16 protein-coding genes are annotated in these 12,230 nt (G+C 72.4%); 10 read left to right on the top strand and 6 right to left on the bottom strand.

Annotation, left to right across the window (positions count from 1 at the left end):
• The first annotated feature begins 40 nt into the window (after window positions 1–40).
• Both sigJ and ACZ6Y7_RS28540 read left to right on the top strand, forming a co-directional pair.
• Window positions 41–1,063 carry an RNA polymerase sigma factor SigJ gene (gene sigJ / locus ACZ6Y7_RS28545; RefSeq protein WP_465760819.1) on the top strand — a complete coding sequence of 341 codons (1,023 nt, stop codon included), beginning with the start codon at window positions 41–43 and terminating at the stop codon, window positions 1,061–1,063.
• A gap of 606 nt (window positions 1,064–1,669) precedes the next feature.
• Window positions 1,670–2,056 (top strand): fucose-binding lectin II, encoded by a 387-nt coding sequence (locus ACZ6Y7_RS28540; RefSeq protein ID WP_465760818.1) that lies wholly within the window; start codon window positions 1,670–1,672, stop codon window positions 2,054–2,056.
• A gap of 28 nt (window positions 2,057–2,084) precedes the next feature.
• Here the strand turns inward: ACZ6Y7_RS28540 and ACZ6Y7_RS28535 are convergent, their stop codons facing one another.
• The 3 genes from ACZ6Y7_RS28535 to ACZ6Y7_RS28525 form a co-directional block, all read right to left on the bottom strand.
• Complete coding sequence (locus ACZ6Y7_RS28535; protein WP_465760817.1) at window positions 2,085–3,032, bottom strand: ATP-grasp domain-containing protein; 948 nt, start codon at window positions 3,030–3,032, stop codon at window positions 2,085–2,087.
• Between the two features lie 111 nt (window positions 3,033–3,143).
• A complete protein-coding gene (locus ACZ6Y7_RS28530; RefSeq protein ID WP_465760816.1) occupies window positions 3,144–3,350 on the bottom strand; it encodes a hypothetical protein in 207 nt (68 codons plus the stop codon).
• A 218-nt stretch (window positions 3,351–3,568) separates the two neighbouring features.
• Entirely contained in the window at window positions 3,569–4,252 is a 684-nt protein-coding gene (locus tag ACZ6Y7_RS28525; RefSeq protein WP_465760815.1) for a C39 family peptidase, read from the bottom strand.
• A gap of 668 nt (window positions 4,253–4,920) precedes the next feature.
• On the opposite strand from ACZ6Y7_RS28525, the gene ACZ6Y7_RS28520 reads away from it, so the two are divergent.
• From ACZ6Y7_RS28520 to ACZ6Y7_RS28495, 6 genes are all read left to right on the top strand, one after another.
• Complete coding sequence (locus ACZ6Y7_RS28520) at window positions 4,921–5,382, top strand: hypothetical protein (protein WP_465760814.1); 462 nt, start codon at window positions 4,921–4,923, stop codon at window positions 5,380–5,382.
• 482 nt (window positions 5,383–5,864) lie between these two features.
• Complete coding sequence (locus ACZ6Y7_RS28515) at window positions 5,865–6,437, top strand: hypothetical protein (protein WP_465760813.1); 573 nt, start codon at window positions 5,865–5,867, stop codon at window positions 6,435–6,437.
• Window positions 6,438–6,928: 491 nt separating this feature from the next.
• A complete protein-coding gene (locus ACZ6Y7_RS28510) occupies window positions 6,929–7,639 on the top strand; it encodes a scabin-related ADP-ribosyltransferase (RefSeq protein ID WP_465760812.1) in 711 nt (236 codons plus the stop codon).
• A gap of 100 nt (window positions 7,640–7,739) precedes the next feature.
• Window positions 7,740–7,961 carry a hypothetical protein gene (locus ACZ6Y7_RS28505; protein ID WP_465760811.1) on the top strand — a complete coding sequence of 74 codons (222 nt, stop codon included), beginning with the start codon at window positions 7,740–7,742 and terminating at the stop codon, window positions 7,959–7,961.
• Between the two features lie 206 nt (window positions 7,962–8,167).
• The gene (locus ACZ6Y7_RS28500) at window positions 8,168–8,665 is read left to right on the top strand and encodes a GNAT family N-acetyltransferase (RefSeq protein WP_465760810.1); all 498 of its coding nucleotides are present in this window, start codon (window positions 8,168–8,170) and stop codon (window positions 8,663–8,665) included.
• A 494-nt stretch (window positions 8,666–9,159) separates the two neighbouring features.
• Entirely contained in the window at window positions 9,160–9,906 is a 747-nt protein-coding gene (locus ACZ6Y7_RS28495; protein ID WP_465760809.1) for a phosphotransferase family protein, read from the top strand.
• 69 nt (window positions 9,907–9,975) lie between these two features.
• Here the strand turns inward: ACZ6Y7_RS28495 and ACZ6Y7_RS28490 are convergent, their stop codons facing one another.
• The 3 genes from ACZ6Y7_RS28490 to ACZ6Y7_RS28480 all read right to left on the bottom strand — a co-directional run bounded on the left by ACZ6Y7_RS28490 (window position 9,976) and on the right by ACZ6Y7_RS28480 (window position 10,982).
• Window positions 9,976–10,443: an NUDIX domain-containing protein gene (locus tag ACZ6Y7_RS28490; RefSeq protein ID WP_465760808.1), complete on the bottom strand. Its 468-nt coding sequence runs from the start codon at window positions 10,441–10,443 to the stop codon at window positions 9,976–9,978.
• An 84-nt stretch (window positions 10,444–10,527) separates the two neighbouring features.
• A complete protein-coding gene (locus ACZ6Y7_RS28485; RefSeq protein ID WP_465760807.1) occupies window positions 10,528–10,776 on the bottom strand; it encodes a hypothetical protein in 249 nt (82 codons plus the stop codon).
• Window positions 10,773–10,982 carry a hypothetical protein gene (locus ACZ6Y7_RS28480; protein WP_465760806.1) on the bottom strand — a complete coding sequence of 70 codons (210 nt, stop codon included), beginning with the start codon at window positions 10,980–10,982 and terminating at the stop codon, window positions 10,773–10,775. The genes ACZ6Y7_RS28485 and ACZ6Y7_RS28480 overlap by 4 nt, the downstream gene beginning before the upstream one ends.
• A gap of 120 nt (window positions 10,983–11,102) precedes the next feature.
• Between ACZ6Y7_RS28480 and ACZ6Y7_RS28475 the strand changes: the two genes are divergently transcribed.
• The gene (locus ACZ6Y7_RS28475) at window positions 11,103–11,942 is read left to right on the top strand and encodes a helix-turn-helix domain-containing protein (protein ID WP_465760805.1); all 840 of its coding nucleotides are present in this window, start codon (window positions 11,103–11,105) and stop codon (window positions 11,940–11,942) included.
• Window positions 11,927–12,136, top strand: coding sequence for a DUF397 domain-containing protein (locus ACZ6Y7_RS28470; RefSeq protein ID WP_465760804.1), 210 nt, complete (start codon window positions 11,927–11,929; stop codon window positions 12,134–12,136). The genes ACZ6Y7_RS28475 and ACZ6Y7_RS28470 overlap by 16 nt, the downstream gene beginning before the upstream one ends.
• The last annotated feature ends 94 nt before the right edge of the window (window positions 12,137–12,230 follow it).

The following is a 12,230-nucleotide window of genomic DNA, read 5'->3' as shown; positions in this document are numbered from 1 at the left end:
CCGCCGTGCGGCGGGTGGGTGCCGGAGAGGGAGGGGCGCCATGACGGCTTCGACGGGGTCGATGGGGTCGACGGGTACGACGGAAGCGGCTGCGGCGGGGGCGGCGGGCTACCGGCCGTTGCTGTTCTCGATCGCCTACGGGATGACGGGCTCGGTCGGCGACGCCGAGGACCTCGTCCAGGACGCCTTCCTCGGCCTGACCCGCGCCGAGCTGGCCGGCACGGTGATCGCCGACCCGAAGGCGTACCTGACCACCACCGTCACCCGCCTGGGCATCAACCACCTGAAGTCGGCCCGGGTGCGGCGCGAGGCCTACGTCGGCGAGTGGTTGCCCGAGCCGGTGGTCGCCTACGTCGACCGCCCCGGCGGCCCGGCCGAGCACGCCGAGCTGGCCGACACGCTGTCGATGGCCTTCCTGCTGATGCTGGAGGCCCTGTCCCCCGCCGAGCGGGCGGTGTTCCTGCTGCGCGAGGCCCTCGGGTACGGCTACCCGGAGGTGGCGCGGATGACGGGCCGGTCCGAGGCGAACTGCCGCCAGCTCTTCGCCCGCGCCCGCAAGCACCTGGCCGGCGCCGAGACCGCCCGGACCGCCGAAACCGGCGAGACCGCCGCCGTCGAGCCGGTCGCGGCACCGGCCCCGGAGCGGCGGGCCGAGGGCGATGAACTGGCCCGCCGCTTCTTCGAGGTCGCCGACGGCGGCGACCTGGCGGCGCTGCTCGACCTGCTCGCGCCCGACGTCGTCCTCCACGGCGACGGAGGGGGCAAGGCCCGCGCCGTCGGCCGGTCCGTCGCCGGCCTGGAGCGCGTCGCCCAGCTGCTGCTGTTCGGCTTCGGCCGCAACCGCGAGCTCGGCATCACGGTGCGTCCGGCCCGGGTCAACGGCGGCCCCGGCGCCGTCCTGCTCGACCCCCGGGGGCGTGTCACCAGCGTCATCGGGCTCGACATCGCCGACGGCGCCGTCCGGGCGCTGCACGCGGTGTCCAACCCCGACAAGCTCGTCCACCTCGGCGAGGTCTCGGACCTGGGCCTGCTGCCGCAGCGGGAGCGGAAGCAGCGGACGTAGCGGGGAGTCGTGCGGAGGCCGTGGAGCAGGACGTCGGAGCGGCCGACGTCCTGTTCCGCGCGGCGCGGCATCCCCTGGACTCCCCGAGTTGATGAAGGCTGCTTCCAGGGGCGTACATGAGCACGCGTCACCTGAGCCGGTTCCACGCCGCCGCCCGCGTCATCGGGCGCCGCAACGCCCTGCGGTACCCGGCCCTCGTCGCGGCAGTCTGCTGCTGCGCGGCGGCCACCTGTCCCTGCACTTCTCCGAGGGCCCGGGCCAGCTGGTCGACGAGCGCGCCCCCGAGGCCCTGCAGGTGCCGAACACCCTCGCCGAGTCCGGCACGCTCACCCTGCCCTGGGCGCCGCCCGGCGCACTGGGCGGTTCCGCCTCCGACAAGCTGGACGTCAGCTACGCGGGCGACTCCCTGCGCATCGTCCACACTGCGGGCGGCGGCACGTCGACGGGCGGGCGGGGAACGCCGTCCGGCGGCGGCGCACCGCTTTCAGGTACATGTCACCCGAACGAGGGATCCGGACCCGGTCCTCGCCGAACTCGATTCCCTCCCGGCTAACTTGAGCGGTGATCACCAGCCGAGCAGCAGCAGCATCCCCTCGAAGGAGTCCCATGTCCGACGCCTACGCCTTCGTCAAGGACGACGTCGCCGAGATCAGCCTTCCGGCCGGCGCCCGGGTCACCGTCAAGGCGAAGGCCAACTCGTCCGGCACCCAGAAGGTGACGCTCAGGAGCGCGGACGGCGACGTGGACGTGACGTTCAGCGGCGTCGGCGAGCACAACACCGTCATCGGCACCTCGACCGTCACCGGTCCGGCCCTCCTGACCGCCGTCTTCGAGTACAGCGCGGCGGACGGCACCTTCAAGCCGAGCAAGCTCAACTCGGGTGGCCCGTACGGGATCGGCGCCTACAACCTGATGGTGATCGTGGCCGAGAACGGCGACGACACCGACTACAACGACACCATCCTCGAGTTCAGCTGGTACACGCCGAAGTAGCCGGACCGGTCCCGGGGCCCGGAGGCGGTCAGTTCGGCACGGCGGTGGCGCCGGACGGCAGGTGGGCGGCGACGTAGGGGACGGCGACGGTCTCCAGGCCGCCGTCCGTGCCGAACGCGGGGTGGACGTTGACCTCGAAGACCACGCCGCCGCTCTCCGCGGCGAGGTCCACGCCGGCGAACGGCAGGCCGAGCGACTTGGCCGCGGAGACCGCGAGTTCGGCCAGGCCGGTGGGCAGGTCGGTCGGGTCCAGGCGGGTGGAGACGGCGCCCTGGCACTCGTTGCAGGGCGCGTCCGGGTCCGGCTGGACGTGCTCGACCGCGCGCAGGACCTGGCCGCCGAGCACCACCACCCGGTACTGGTGGCGCTGCCCGTCGGGCCCGAAGTTCCCGGCGTCGCGGGCGATCAGCCAGCCGGTGCCCGCGCGGTCGTAGAAGTCGGCGGCGGCCGCGAGTTGGGCGTGGGTGGTGAGGTGGAAGACGTCGGCGCCGCCCATGCCGACGGTCGGGCGGGCCCACACGTCGCCGCCCAGCCGCTCGAACGCCTCGGCGGCCTCGGCGGCGGTGGGCCGGATGCGGGGGAAGGCGACGGTCGGCATGTGGGCGATGCCGTCGCGGGTGAAGCACTGGACGGTGCGGTCCTTCTCGGTCGCGGCCCGCCAGGCGGCGGCGTCCGTGCCCAGGGAGCGCACGCCGCCCTCGCGCAGCCGGTGCTGGACGGCCTCGAACTCCCGGCGCCGGTGCGGCGGGATCTCGTAGACCAGCACGCTGTCCGTGACCACGCTCACCCCGCCCGCCTCCAGGCGGACTCCCCCGCCCTCGGCGCGGATCCGGCCACCGCCGCCGGGCGTGAAGTGCCGCGCGTCCAGCAGGACGGGATCGCGGCCGGTGAGCCTGCGCGCCGCGGCGACGAGCACCTCGCGGCTGCCTTCGGTGGAGCCGTGATCCGTCATCAGAACGAGCTCGCTCACTGCCATAGGCGCCATTGGACCCGCTGCCCCCGCCCGGGACAAGACCGCTTCCTCCGGGCGCGCGGCGAAGGGCCCGGCGCGTCGGGCCCTTCGGTTCACATTGTCCGGCCCCGGGGGCTACAGACCACCGACCTTCGCCGGGAACTTCTCGATCACCGCGACGATGTCGCCGGGCTTGTCCGGGTGGACGAGCTCGGCGGGCTTCTCCGGCTGGAACAGGTCGCCCCTCGGCGGGAACCGGGTGAGCCGGCCGACCAGGGTCACCTCGCCCTTGGGGAGCGAGCTGCAGGGGGTCTCGGCGCCGATCGGTAGCAGACCAGTCATACGGAGGTCCTTCACGGTGGAGGGGAAGCGGGACGGAGACACGTCTCGCGCCCCACCCTCGGGCCCGCACCCGGCCCGGCCGGGCAGCGCCACCCGCGCGGCCCCCGGGTTCATTCCTACGCACTGCCCGCCCCGCGGGCGGGGTGACGGCCGGTGAGGCGGCCGTATCCGAGCACGGCGGAGAGGACGTCGATGCGGTGGCGGGCGAGTGGTGGCCGCTATTCGACGATAACGGCCATGTGTCCGTAGGTGGCGTAGCCGTTTTCGAAGTCCGATTCCGAGACGGTGGTCCGGCCCCGTGCGGGGTCGTTGAGCGAGACTGTGCCGTCGGCGAACCCCGTGATGACGACGGCGTGTTCGGCCGGACCCGCGTACAGCACCTTCCGGCCGTCGTACGCCGTGTAGGTGGTGGACTTGAGGTGGCGCCAGAGGTAGTCGACCCACACGATCGCCGGGCGTCCGGCGGCCAGGGCGTCCTTGAGGGTGTGGACGGAGATGCCCGAGCCGGAGTGGGTGACGGAGAGCCCGTAGTCGCGGGCGGCCTGCGCCACCGGCGGCGAGTACACGCCGAAGCCGGTGCCGTCCGCCTCCGAGCCGTCCGGGTCGCCGACGAAGGCCTGGTACGGGTCCCCGGAGCGCGGGCCGGAGTGGCCGAACTCCGGGTGGTCCCAGTCGACGCCGATGTGGTCCAGGACGTCCTGGTCGCCGACGTGCACGCCGCGCGAGGCCAGGACCATGCGCAGGGCCGCCGCCTCGCAGTCGTTGGCGAGCTCCTGGTGGTAGTACGGCACCGCGGCGGACTTGACGCCCCCGCCGGCCGCCGCGGTCCCGGTGCCGGCCGCCAGACTCGCGCTGACGAGGGCGGCGATGCAGGCCACCCGGACGGTGGAGATGATCGTCATGGAACGGATGCTAGGAAGACGCGGAACGCGGCGCATCCGCACGGTGCCGACTGGATGACGACGGTCACACCGAAAGCCGGGTTGCGTCCGGACCGGGCCGGCCGCGCGGGGTCTGTGCCACCGCGGGTTGGTGGGCCGGTGTCGACCTCACCGTACCGTCCCCCCGGGCGACGGGCGGCCGCCGCCCCCGGTCGCGGGCGAGGTGGCGGAGCACGGGGGTGAGGGCGCTCCAGCCGCGGTGGGCCTCGGCATGGGCAGGAAGCCGCTCGCAGTCCCGGCAGTTGCGGCAGTTGCGGCGGGCTCGCCGGCGATCTCTCGACCACCCGTCGGCGGGGCAGTAGAACGAAGCCGCCGATCCCGGTGGGCCGCCTTCGACGATCGTGATCGTGATGCGCGGTCAGCGTCCGGCCCGGGTGATGAACTCGCCGGCGTGGGCGGAGTCGTCCCCGATGCCGGTCGAAGGGGCGCCGGTGGAAAGCTCCACCGACAGAGACGCAGGGGTCTACAGCTCGTTCGGCTGCCTGGGCGAGGGCTATGTGATCAACCAGCGCTGGTACGCCTGCACGGGTGAGCGGTGTCCCGCGGGGGGCGTTGCGGATACGCGAGCGTACTGGGGCTGTCTAGGGTGACCGCCGACCGGAGGAACGGAAGAGTGGAAGGTGCGGTTGATGATGCGTCGGCTGGCGGTCACGGCGGTGGTGTGCGGCACGGTGGTGGGGCTGGTGGGCGCTTCGGGCCCGGTCAAGCGGCCTCGGATCGGCTCCGGTGCCATCGTGGTGATCCAGGAGGACCCCGACCCGGCGGCACCCGGCGAATTGACCACGGTGCACGGGATCGTCGCCAATGAAACCCAGGACGCCGCCCCGGAGCTCGTCGTCACGGTCTCGCTGGAGGCCGGAGCGACGCCCGACGGCCGGTACTACCCGCGGTCCTGCAAGGCGGCCGGCCGGACGGTGACCTGTAGGTTCCCGGCCGGCCTGCCGTCCGAGCGGACGGCGACGGCCCTGGTGCCGGTGCGGATCTCGGCCGATTCCGGGGGCCCGGCGATCGGGGGGACGGTGACGGTGACCAGCCCCGACGACCCGAGCGTGCACGACTCGCAGGACTTCTCGATCAGGGTCGTCCGCTGACCGGCCGGGCCTGAGCCGGCTCGGCCGGTCGAGCATCCCCCTCAGCGGGACACGCGACAAGGAGACAGGCCTCGGCGTCCACACCTGTTGTCGGGAGGCCCCTGTGGTGCCTGACGTCTCCACCGGGTCACGCGCCCGTGCCTGTTCTCCTGCCTGTTCGGCCCCGGCCGGCGTGACGGGCACACCGCCCCGCACACCGCCCCGCGCACCGACCCGCACATCGCCGCCGCACTCGCCTCGCGGTAAAGCCCGGTACGTGAAGGGACTCCCGCGCAGCATGGCGTCCTGGCCACCCGACCCTTTGGCCCCGCCTACGCCGCATCCCGCGGTCGCGCCGGCCGGCTTCCCGTGCCCGCGTTCCACCGTTCGGCGCAAGGCCTGCGGGTCTGCGCGAAGGCGGTCCGCCACTCGGCCATCCTGACGCGGACGCGGCTCGCGACGACGGTTCGGGCCGCCCGGCTGCAAGGGAAAGGTGGACGGCGATGGCGCGCTGGCGTACGGGACTCGGCGGTGGAGCGGGGCGCTGGACATGGCTCACGGCGGCCGTCACGGCGGGCTGCGGGGTGGCGGCGCTGTCCGCCGGGCCGTCCTGGGCGCTGCGGCCCGACCCCCGGCCGGCCGTGCTGCCGGCACCGCCGAGCGTGCCTGCCCAGCCGTCCGACTCCGACCTGGAGGTCGTCCGGCTCGACCCGGAACCCGCGGCGCCCGGCGGCACCACCACCGTGCACGCCTTCGTCGCGAATCTCGGCCCGGAGACCACGGCCTCGCCGTTCACCGTCACCGTCGTGCTGCCGCAAGGCGTGACGGCACTGGGCCCCTTCTTCCCCACGGACTGCAAGGAACTGGGCGACGGCCACCTGGTGCGGTGCACGTTCGGTCCCGGCTTGAAGGAGGGGCGCAGCGCGACCGCGCTCGTCCCGGTGAAGCTGTCCCTCGGCCTGGAGCTGGGCACGCTGACCGGCGGCTCGGTCAGCGTGCAGAGCGTGGACGACCGGAACGAACGCAACAACCGGCAGCCGTTCGACGTGAGGGTCGTCGAGACTGCTGCCGGCTGAGGGCCGAGGGGGCGGCAGCTGACCTGACCGGTTGGCGCCGCCGCACCTGCCGCCCGGGGACACCTCGACGCCGTTGGGATACCAGTCCGCCGAGGTCGTCCCGCGGTAACGGCGCGGCTCCTTGGTCGCGTGTTCCGCAACGGGGCGTGCTCGACCGGCCGGGCCTGCTCAGGCCCGGCCGGTCAGCGGACGACCGTGATCGAGAACTCCCGCGACGGCCTGTGACCGGATGCCGCGCGACGACCGCGTCCCCGCCGTGATCACGGTGGAGGGCTGCCGCAGGGCCCCGCAGGAGTAGCCCGCCTCGGCGGCGTGCGGGGCGTCGGCCGGGCCGACGTCCCGTGCGGTGGGCGGCACGAGCGCGCCAGGCTGCGGTCCGTACGACTAATCCACCCCTGCGGGTGGTTGTGGCGTATCGCTGCGGGCGCGCCCCGGTCCGCGCGCCCTATAAAGAGCCGGTCGTTGTCGATCAACCGATGGAGAGTTCCCCGATGTTGCAGACCGCCCTGCGGGTGCTGGCCGCCGTCTCGCTCGCCTCCGCCGTCTCCACCGTCGCCGTCGCCCCGGCCGCGGCCGCCGCGCCGACGACGGCCGCCGTGCCCGCCGCGCGGGCGGCCGCCGACGATGACCTGACCACGCCCTGCGGGCCCGTCGTCGGCTACAACGCCTGGGACTGGTGGCGCACCACGACCGAGCCGCAGATCGCCCAGTCGGTCGCCGCCAAGGCGGACGAGGAGCACTGGCAGTGGCGCAAGGACGTCAACACGCTGTGGCGCGGCGACACCCGCGAGAACGTGGAGGACATCTTCCGCACCGGCTTCACCCCCCGCGGCGAGCAGGTGACCCCGCTCGCCGAGTACATCGTCAAGGGCGGCGGGCAGAACAGCGCGCACCTGAGCACCAGTTGTGAGATGTGGGTGGCGCAGAAGTTCGCCACCTACGGGCCCGCGAAGACCGGCTGGGTGTACGAGATCTACGCCCCCGGCGGCATCGACGTCAACGCCACGGCCCGCGTGAACGACTACCAGTCCCCGTACCTGTGGAACAAGGAGGTCGACTTCCCCGGCGGTGTCGACGGCCGCTACATCAAGGGCGCCTGCAAGTACCGCCTGGTCTCCACCGACCCGAACACCAAGGTCAGCACCTTCGACAACCTCGGCTGCAAGTCCAACGCCGACTTCGCCCCGTACACCGTCTCCTGACGGAGCGTCCCGACCCGCCCCGCCGCGGGCCCGCCGTCTTCCGGACGGACCCCGGCTATTCGGTGGCCGCCTCCCCCGCACCGTCCGTACAGTCGCCCGCATGGCACACGGCACGGTCGACCCGGCGACGATCACCCCCGAGATGGCCGCCCGGATCCGCACCTGGCGGTGCGATGAGGACTACACCTGGCGCGCCGTCGCCCGGGCCGCGTCCGACCTGTGGGGCTCCGCGTGGGGCGGCAACCAGCTCTACGGCGAAGACCTCTGCGTGGCGGCAGCGCGGCTGCTGGGGGAGGACCCCTGCCGGGAGCCGTGGAACTGACGGCTCCCGGATCGCTTCCCGGGGCGGGGCGGCCCGGTGCCGTGGCCGGACGGGTGCACCGAGGTCCCGTGGCGGTGGGGGTGTGCGAGGCCCGCTGCTCCCGCTTCCGCCTCGTCACAGCACGGAACGGCCTCCTCGGCACGGCCTCGTCGGCACGGCGGTAATCCAGTTGCCGGCCGCCGTGGTGGGCGGGCAGGGTGTGGATCATGCTCGAACTTCGCACCGTGACTTCCGATGACTGGCCCCTGTGGCGGGAGCTGCGACTGGCCGCGCTCGCCGAGGCGCCCTACGCGTTCGGATCGACGCTGGCCCAGTGGCAGGGCTCCGGCGACCGGGAGGAACGCTGGCGTGCCCGGCTGTCGATTCCCGGCGCGCACGATCTCGTCGCGCTCCTGGACGGCCGCCCGGTGGGCATGGCCAGCGGAGTGCCGGGCGAGGGAGCGGGGGATGCGGAGTTGATCTCGATGTGGGTCAGCCCCACGGCTCGGGGCAAGGGCGTGGGTGACGGCCTGATCCGGGCGGTCGAGCGGTGGGCGGCGGAGCGCGGTGCCACGACGCTGCGGTTGTCCGTCATGCCGGACAACCGCCAGGCGACCGCGCTCTACGAGCGGCACGGCTTCACGGACACGGGTGAGCCCGGTGATCTGCTGCCCGACGGCGTGGGCCGGGAGCGGGTCCTGGCGAAGAGCCTGGCCGCTGTCTGATCCCCCGCGCCTCCTGCTTCCACGGCTGTCGATCGAAGCCCGCCTCGGCCCGCGAGGGGCGGCACCCGCCTGGGGCGCCGCCCGCCGTCCGGTCCCCGACTGATCGAGGAGATCGTCCGCCCGGGCGCTCGGAATACAGTTGCCGCGCGCCGGGCGGGCTGCTCCAATCGTCGCCGTGCCCACGTACCTGGAACCCGAACCGATGACGCTCCGCCGCTTCACCGCGGCGGACGTCGACGCCCTGGCCGGTTTGACCGGCGGGAAGGCGCTGACGCGGTTGTGGTACTCGCGGCGGGCCTCGCGCTGGGCCGGGACGGCCTGGGCGGCGTCGAGCGGCCGGCAGCGGGTGAGGAGCCGGCGGTGCACGGCGGGGACGGCGGTGACGCGCAGGGTGCGGCCCTGGCCGCGCCGGATCACCGCCACCGTGCTCGAAGTACCCGTCGAGCCGCCACGTATCGTCGCCGGGCTCGCAGCCGGGCGGGGTGCGGGTCGCCATGCATGAGATCGAGGTCGTCGTCGCCCATTCCGAGCGCGCGACCCTGCGCGTCGGCGACGTGTTCCTGAAGGTGGACACCGATCAGGCCCGAATCGACGTCGAGGTCGAGGCGATGGCCCTCGCGCCGGTCCCCACCCCGAGCGTCCTGTGGCGCAAACCGCCCGTACTCGCGATCACCGCTGTCCCGGGGACGGCGCTCGGGCGCCTCGGCGAGCCGTCGACCGCGTCGTCGGCGGCCTGGGCCGCGGCGGGTGCCGCCATCCGGACGTTGCACGAGGCGCCGTTGCCGCCCTGGTCCGGCCGACGCCGCCGGAGTCCCGACGAGTTGGCGGCGGAACTCGACGGCGAGTGCGCGTTGCTCGTGACGAACGGCATCCTGCCCGCCGACCTGGTCACCCGTAACCGCCGGATCGCCGAAGCCGCGATCCGGCCGTGGACTCCGGCATTCACCCACGGCGACCTGCAGATCGATCACGTCTTCGTCGACGGCGACGAGGTCACCGGCATCATCGACTGGTCCGAAGCCGGCCGCGGTGATGCCCTGTTCGACCTCGCCACCTTGACGCTCGGACACGAGGAGCACCTCGAAGACGTCATCACCGGCTACGGCACCGACGTCGACCTCGACGTCATCCGCGCGTGGTGGTCGCTGCGAAGCCTGCTGGGGGTTCGCTGGCTGGTCGAGCACGGCTTCGACGCGTTCGCGCCGGGCTGCGAGGTCGACGTCCTCAAGTCCCGGATGTGAGCCGAGGAGGAGGAACCGGCCGACGTCCGAGGCCCGTTGGCCGGACTACTGTGCGGCTGGAGTCAGGTCCTAGTCCGGGCGCTGGCCGTGCAGGAGGATCGGCAGAGTACGGCCGGCGAGGGCTTCCAGGACACGGGCGGCCTGGGCGGGGGACATCACGTTGGGGATGTCGTGGGTGGGGACGAAGCGGGCACCGAGCAGGCCGCTGACCTTCCGCGGCGGGACGGTCAGGGGGGTCTCGTCGCGGACGGTGCCGGCGTGGAAGACCAGGTTGACGCGCTCCAGGTAGCGGTCGGCGGGGGTGAAGTCCACGGCCGAGTAGGCGGTCATCCGCAAGTTGAGGCCGGTGCTCGCGTGCAGGTGGCGGGCGGCGGCGAGGTGCGGGGGCTCGTTGGGCTTGGCGGCGCCGCCCGGGAGCAGCAGGCCGTCCATGTAGTCCGGGTCCACGAGCAGGACGTCCCCGTGCCGGTTGCGGACGAGGGCGAGACAGCCCAGCCGGCACACCGGCGGCTTGGCGAGGAGACGGGGGTCGCGCATGGGGGCGGGGTTCACTTTCTGAGAGCGAGGAGAAGCACGGCGGAGAAGAAGCCCAACCACAACAGCCGGGCCAGGGCGTGGAGTTCAGTCGTCATGGGTCAGGCGCTCGTAGCGCAGGCCCTTACGGAGCAGGTCGACGACCCGCAGGAGATCGAGCGGCCGGGCCGAGCCGAGGTCGACCAGGTAGTTGCCCGTGATCCGCCCGTACTCCCAATCCACGCCGATCGAGGGCAACGTGACCCCGCCCAGGGCGAGGACGGTCGTCAGGTCGTCCAGCACCGAGGCGGCCTGCCGCCGCTGCTCGGCGGTCGCACGGGACAGCGCGGAGGTCATCGCGGCTGCTCCCCCGGGCGCGGGTGGACCTCGAAGACCTTCCAGGCGCTGTACGCGTCGGAGAAGAAGGTGAACGAGGCCAGTTCACCGTCGGTGCCGCTGCGCAGCCACTCACCGGTGATCTCGTTGCGGACCCGGTAGCGCTGGACCTCGGGGTCGAACCGCACCCCGTAGCCGTGGAGGCGGCGCGCCTCGTCATCGGACATAGGTAGGGAACCCTCTGCGATCGGAGTTTCACGTTCGGTGCACATGGTGGCGCAGCGTCGCCTACGATCGGAAGCGGCATGCGAGTTGCCTACGGGCCCGCTGGAACTTGAGGGACTGCCATGAACAAGAAGACCATCGACCCGGAATCCAGCCCCTGGGCGCCGTTCGGGATCCAACTCCGTAAGTTCCGCGAGGCCAGAGGCATGTTGCTGGACGACCTGGCCCCGCTCCTGGAGTGCTCCCCCTCGCACCTGTCGTACGTCGAACTTGCGCACCGGCCGCCGAGTCGAAAGCTCGCCGAACTCGCCGACGCCGCGCTCGACACGGGCGGCACGCTGCTACTGATGTGGTATCAGCTGAAGAACGCGGCAATCCTGGAGGGCTTCCCGGAGTACGCGCGGTACGAGGCGCTCGCAGAACAGGTCAGAATCTTCGAAATCAACATCATCCCGGGGCTGGTGCAGACCCAGGCATACGCGACCGCGATCGAGATGGCCGCCGTCAGGCAGGGCTGTGCGACCGAGAAACTAGCCGAGGAACGCATCGCGTTCCGGCTCGCCAGGCAGGCGATCATGGAGCGGGCACATCCTCCGCTCGTTCACCTGGTCCTGGACGAGAGCTGTCTCAGGCGGGTCGTTGGCGGCCGCGACGCCATGGTTGAGCAACTGCTCCGCCTTGAGGAGCTGGCGGACCGACCCGAAGTCGTCATTCAGGTCGTTCCGTTCTCCCTCGGCGAGAGCCGACCATTCACGCACATGGTGCACCTCCTTACCATGCCGAACCGCAAAGTTCTGGCATACGGCGAGATCGAGCAGCGCGGGTACATCGATCGCGATACCAAGTCGGTTGCCGCGCTGAACAAGAGCTACGATCGCCTTGCGGTCGAGGCCCCGGGCCGGACCCAATCGCTGGCTTTCATCCGTGCGGTAAGGAGAGACCTGGAGTGGATGTCGACCTGACCGACGCGCTGTGGCGGAAGAGTTCACACAGCGGCAGTGGTGGCGCCGCCTGCATCGAGGTCGCCGACGGCTTCGCCGGCGTGATGCCCGTACGCGACTCCAAGGACCCCTCCGGCCCGGCCCTCGTCTTCTCCTCCGCCGCCTGGCAGTCCTTCGTCACCGCCGTCCGCACCGGCGAATTCGACACCCCCTGAGAGGGTGTTCGATACCGATTTAGGCTGCCGCGGGCGGTTTCGGGCGGAGGTATTGCCCGGTTCTGTCCGGGTTGGCGGTCAAGCGGCTGGTCAT

The organism is Kitasatospora sp. NPDC053308 (genome assembly GCF_055585785.1).
The sequence above is the reverse complement of the archived record's forward strand: the minus strand, read 5'-3'. Positions and strand labels throughout refer to the sequence as shown.

Coding starts and splice junctions, on each gene's coding strand:
- ACZ6Y7_RS28490 (WP_465760808.1), bottom strand. CDS start 10,443: ATGCGCGACCCCCGTCTCCTCGCCAAGCCGCCGGTGTGCCGGCTGGGC.
- ACZ6Y7_RS28505 (WP_465760811.1), top strand. CDS start 7,740: ATGGCACACGGCACGGTCGACCCGGCGACGATCACCCCCGAGATGGCC.
- ACZ6Y7_RS28495 (WP_465760809.1), top strand. CDS start 9,160: ATGCATGAGATCGAGGTCGTCGTCGCCCATTCCGAGCGCGCGACCCTG.
- ACZ6Y7_RS28510 (WP_465760812.1), top strand. CDS start 6,929: ATGTTGCAGACCGCCCTGCGGGTGCTGGCCGCCGTCTCGCTCGCCTCC.
- ACZ6Y7_RS28500 (WP_465760810.1), top strand. CDS start 8,168: ATGCTCGAACTTCGCACCGTGACTTCCGATGACTGGCCCCTGTGGCGG.
- ACZ6Y7_RS28535 (WP_465760817.1), bottom strand. CDS start 3,032: ATGGCAGTGAGCGAGCTCGTTCTGATGACGGATCACGGCTCCACCGAA.
- ACZ6Y7_RS28485 (WP_465760807.1), bottom strand. CDS start 10,776: ATGACCTCCGCGCTGTCCCGTGCGACCGCCGAGCAGCGGCGGCAGGCC.
- ACZ6Y7_RS28515 (WP_465760813.1), top strand. CDS start 5,865: ATGGCGCGCTGGCGTACGGGACTCGGCGGTGGAGCGGGGCGCTGGACA.
- ACZ6Y7_RS28525 (WP_465760815.1), bottom strand. CDS start 4,252: ATGACGATCATCTCCACCGTCCGGGTGGCCTGCATCGCCGCCCTCGTC.
- ACZ6Y7_RS28475 (WP_465760805.1), top strand. CDS start 11,103: ATGAACAAGAAGACCATCGACCCGGAATCCAGCCCCTGGGCGCCGTTC.
- ACZ6Y7_RS28520 (WP_465760814.1), top strand. CDS start 4,921: ATGATGCGTCGGCTGGCGGTCACGGCGGTGGTGTGCGGCACGGTGGTG.
- sigJ (WP_465760819.1), top strand. CDS start 41: ATGACGGCTTCGACGGGGTCGATGGGGTCGACGGGTACGACGGAAGCG.
- ACZ6Y7_RS28530 (WP_465760816.1), bottom strand. CDS start 3,350: ATGACTGGTCTGCTACCGATCGGCGCCGAGACCCCCTGCAGCTCGCTC.
- ACZ6Y7_RS28480 (WP_465760806.1), bottom strand. CDS start 10,982: ATGTCCGATGACGAGGCGCGCCGCCTCCACGGCTACGGGGTGCGGTTC.
- ACZ6Y7_RS28540 (WP_465760818.1), top strand. CDS start 1,670: ATGTCCGACGCCTACGCCTTCGTCAAGGACGACGTCGCCGAGATCAGC.